The following is a 3774-nucleotide window of genomic DNA, read 5'->3' on the forward strand; positions in this document are numbered from 1 at the left end:
TCCGCCGGGCCGTCGAGCACGAGCTGTCCCGCCCCGCCTGAATCACCCACAGCAAGGCGCGACCTGCGGCAATGTCGGACGCGCCGAAGGCTAGCGTCCTCCTGGCGGCAAAGTAGTGCGTTCGAGTTGGCCGGGCGGCTTCGGTCTAGAGGCCGAGCTGCAGAATGCGCTCGTTCCGCGCGCGCACGAATCTGATGCTGTTCGCACGGAAAGTTGCGTACTCCAGAGGGGTCGCGGCGTAGGCGGGGAGGGGAAAGTCGGTGACGACGTCCCCGTTCAGCAATGACCAGACGCCGCCACGGTCCGGGGTAACGAGGTCGTCGAGCAGGAAGAACCTGACGTATGTGTCGAAGTCGCCGAACAGGGCGAAGAAGTCGCCGTAGTAGTTGAGCCGGTGCGCCAGCGGGCTGTCGAGCCCGGGGTCGACGTAGTGTCGGCGGATGCACTCCAGGGTGAGGTCGAACCGGTCGGCGATCTGCCGGTGCACCCCGCGGGCCTGGTTGATGGTCTGACCCGTCTGTCCCTCGTCGTTACGAGGGAACAGGACATACCCGCCGATCGTGGAAGCGAGTCGGAAGAATCCGTCGGTGTCCTGCTCGATCTCGGCCACGAGGTCCGGCGTGAAGCGGGATGTCCACCCGGCTGTCGACCAGGTCGGGATGATCCCGTCGCTACCCAGCCTGAACGCGGTCCCGTCCGCTGTGCGCAGTCTGATGCCGTACGCGTAGTCGTAGGTCACCGCGATCTCGAACGGTCCCACACCCTCAACGGGGCGGGTGCAGAGAGCCTGATGCCACAGGTAGAGCCGTTCACATGTCTGGTCTGGGTCCCCGCCACCCTCGTAGTAGCTCGCGAAGTCCAAATCCGGGTCGATCCCTGCGCGCACCCATCCATCTTGCCCAACACCGTACCCACGTGGGAGGCCGGCGTCCGGCTCCGTGAGCGTGCGGGTCAGAGCGCCGCTACGGAGTCGAGGAATACGACTTCCGTGCCTGAGTAGTGTGAAGGGTGTGCGCGAGGACGAGCTGCTGACTGTCAAGCAGGTCGGGACCGAACTGGGCATGCCCTTCACGCGAGTGCGCAGCCTGATCAGCAAAGGCAGGCTCAAAGCGGTCCTGATGCCCGCTGGGGCGGCAACATGGAGGGTGTCCCGAGCCGACCTGCGGCGGTACACCGAAGAAGTCGCGCGGGAGGATCGCGACCGTCGACGCCGCGCTCGGGACAAGGCGCTGAGTCAACTCACCGCCTCCTGGGATCGCCTGTCGGACGTCGAACGCAAGCATCTCGAGACAGTCCTCCCGGTCGAGATCTTCCGGCCACTTGCTGACGCATCTCGTCCACACTGCATCCGTCGCCCTGAGGCGTTGAACGCTTTATGCACGGCGTATGGGAACCGCACGGACGCCGGGATGGAGGAGCTCGCGATGGACATGCCCCAGGACCTGTTGTGGGCAGTGGCACGCGTTCGCGCGGCGCTGCGCGAAGCTGAGGAGTCCTAGGCGTACCAGCGCCGGCCGCGGTGCGGCGGACCGGACGGGTTGCTGTCGCAGGGTGCTGCTGGCCCGTCGCTAACCTCTCGCAGAAATCACGGGTACGGAGCAATCCGTCAGGAATGATGGGACGACGGCCCGGGCTGACGAAACCACTAGGAGCTCCCATGGATGACCTTGTTGCAGCAGCAGAGGGGCTGATCGCCCCCGCAGCTGCCCTGTTGGGGGTAGTCCTGGGAACAACCCTGTCGGGACGCCGAGAGCACCGTCAGTGGTTGAGAGAGCGTCGGTTCGAGGCCTACTCAGACGTCAACTTGGCCGCGCGAACGGTGCTCTGGCGTGGAGACGAAATCGGTCGTGACTCGGCAGAGCCAGACCTGGAAGCGCAGATTGCGAAAGTGCGTGCAGCGATGTTTGATCTCCGCCAAGCCGTAGCAACGGTCGAGATCATCGGGACCGTCACGGGGATCAAGGTCGCCCGCAGCCTGAACGACGCGTCAGCTGCTCTGTATCGGTATCTCAGCGAGCTGAAGGGCCCTCCCGAGGACGATGCCATCGCGATCCAGCAGGCTCGGGCGGCTCTAGGAGGGCGCTGAACAAGGCGCGATCTGAGCGGGGTATGGCGTGAAGGGGCGGGCGGAGCGCCACCAAGGCCGTCTTGCGGCAGTGAGGTCAGCACCCTGGGGTGCGACATTCGGGGTCGTTCCGCCCGCCTGAGGCCATCTTGCGTCCGCAACTGGTGGCGTGGCAAGGGTTAGCAGGGTCCCGGGATGCCTGACCTCAGGCGATGGCCCAGGCTCCGTCCTGAAGGGTGAGTCCGAGCTTGAGGAAGCGGCGCAGGTTCAGACCGGCGGCGCGGTGGTGCAGCCAGGCATCGTTCTTGGGCACGCCGCGGTAGGGCACGCGGCGTGCTCCTCGGGTCAGCCAGGCGATGGAGCGTTCGACCATCGGCCGGTGCTGCCGGTAGACGGCCTGGAAGTCCGGGTCGGTGGCGCGTTCGCGGTGGGCGCGTTGGAGCTGGTGGTGCGCACCGAGGCTGATCGTGGCCATCCTTGGCGGTGGTGCACCGCTCCCGCAGGGGGCAACTGGCGCAGGCGGCGCCGAAGACGGCGTTGCCCTTGGCGCTGATCGTGCGGGTGGTCCCGGCCGGGCAGGTCAATGTCCCCGCGGCCGGGTCGTGGGTGAAGTCGTCCAGGGTGAACCCGCCGGGCACCGCGGGCCGCAACGGCCAGGGCTTGAGGACCGGGGTCCACTGCTGGGCGTTCAGGGTGGCGAGCATGTCACCGGAGGCGTAGGCGGAGTCGCCGAGCACCTGCACCGGCGCGTCAGGGGTGGCGCTGAGGGTGGGGTCGGTGGTGACCAGGGCGGCACCGACCGCGGCGTCGGAGTGCTCGGCCCCGTTGGTCTTCGTCAGCTTCACCATCGTCATCAGGCCGGTGTCGGGCTCGACGACGACGTGGGCCTTGAACCCGTCTTGGCGTCGTTCGCGGGTCTTGTGCGCGTGCCGGGCGTCGGGGTCGACCGTGGAGATCATCCGGTCCGGCGCCGTCTTGCGGGCGATGCGCCACCGCCCGTCGGTACCGTCGGAGCCCTCGGCCGGTTCGACGTCCTGCCCGGCGACCAGCGCCAGCAGCGCGACCGCCTCGGCCGGTTTTCCGCCCGCCTGCGACAGCACGCGCAGGCCAGCTGGGTCGCCGGCCTCGTCGCGGTGGGTAGCGTCGAGGGCGGCCAGCAGTGCCAGGGCGTCGTTGACCAGGGCGGTCACCAGCTCCTCCCGGGCGGTCTCGTCGTCCCAGGCGATCCGCGGCTTGCCGGTGGCTGTGTAGTCCTGACCCGTCACCGCGGCCAACCGGATGCAGTGCGCAGCGACCAGGTCCTCCGCCCCTCCCACGTCGCGGGCGACGCGGCGGATGCTGGCGATCAGCTGGGTGATCGTGTCCTGCCGGGCGACCGCGTCGTCCAGCACCGTGGAGTCCAGCGCCCGGCGCGCCTTACCGGCCACGGACCCGGTGGCGGTGATGACCTGCCGGACCGCCTCGAAGATCCGGTCCGGACGCTTGCTGGCGGCCAACCGCTTGCGCCAGTACGTCAACGTCGAGGGGTGGAACCCCGCCCTGTCGACCGCGTACCCGCACGCGGCCTTCCAGCGCAGGTCGAACGTCAGCGCCTCGACCGCCTCCCGGTCGGAGTACCCGTACAACGACTGCAGCACCGAGTAATTGTCAAGACCTGTGGATCGGCGTGTCACGCGACGTGTCGTTGGCCTCCTGATTCCTCGGGTCGT

Annotated in this window: 3 protein-coding genes and 1 pseudogene; 2 read left to right on the forward strand and 2 right to left on the reverse strand. The window is 68.0% G+C overall.

Translation table 11 applies throughout. From position 1 onward, the window contains the following. Positions 1–145 precede the first annotated feature (145 nt). The gene (locus D4B81_RS18605) at positions 146–886 is read right to left on the reverse strand and encodes a DUF6994 family protein (RefSeq protein ID WP_202613760.1); all 741 of its coding nucleotides are present in this window, start codon (positions 884–886) and stop codon (positions 146–148) included. Between the two features lie 124 nt (positions 887–1010). On the opposite strand from D4B81_RS18605, the gene D4B81_RS17505 reads away from it, so the two are divergent. Both D4B81_RS17505 and D4B81_RS18350 read left to right on the forward strand, forming a co-directional pair. Continuing rightward, positions 1011–1499 carry a helix-turn-helix domain-containing protein gene (locus D4B81_RS17505; protein ID WP_122263948.1) on the forward strand — a complete coding sequence of 163 codons (489 nt, stop codon included), beginning with the start codon at positions 1011–1013 and terminating at the stop codon, positions 1497–1499. A gap of 158 nt (positions 1500–1657) precedes the next feature. Continuing rightward, positions 1658–2086: a hypothetical protein gene (locus tag D4B81_RS18350; RefSeq protein WP_161965287.1), complete on the forward strand. Its 429-nt coding sequence runs from the start codon at positions 1658–1660 to the stop codon at positions 2084–2086. Positions 2087–2270: 184 nt separating this feature from the next. On the opposite strand, the pseudogene D4B81_RS17515 reads toward D4B81_RS18350, so the two are convergent. Next, a pseudogene (locus D4B81_RS17515) lies at positions 2271–3699 on the reverse strand (IS1182 family transposase); the annotation flags it as partial. Between the last annotated feature and the right edge of the window lie 75 nt (positions 3700–3774).

The sequence above is a fragment of the Ornithinimicrobium cerasi genome (assembly GCF_003702705.1).
GTDB lineage: Bacteria > Actinomycetota > Actinomycetes > Actinomycetales > Dermatophilaceae > Ornithinicoccus > Ornithinicoccus cerasi.

What these genes read in the sequence shown, in the direction of transcription:
- D4B81_RS18350 (WP_161965287.1), top strand. Translation starts at nt 1,658, where the DNA reads ATGGATGACCTTGTTGCAGCAGCAGAGGGGCTGATCGCCCCCGCAGCT.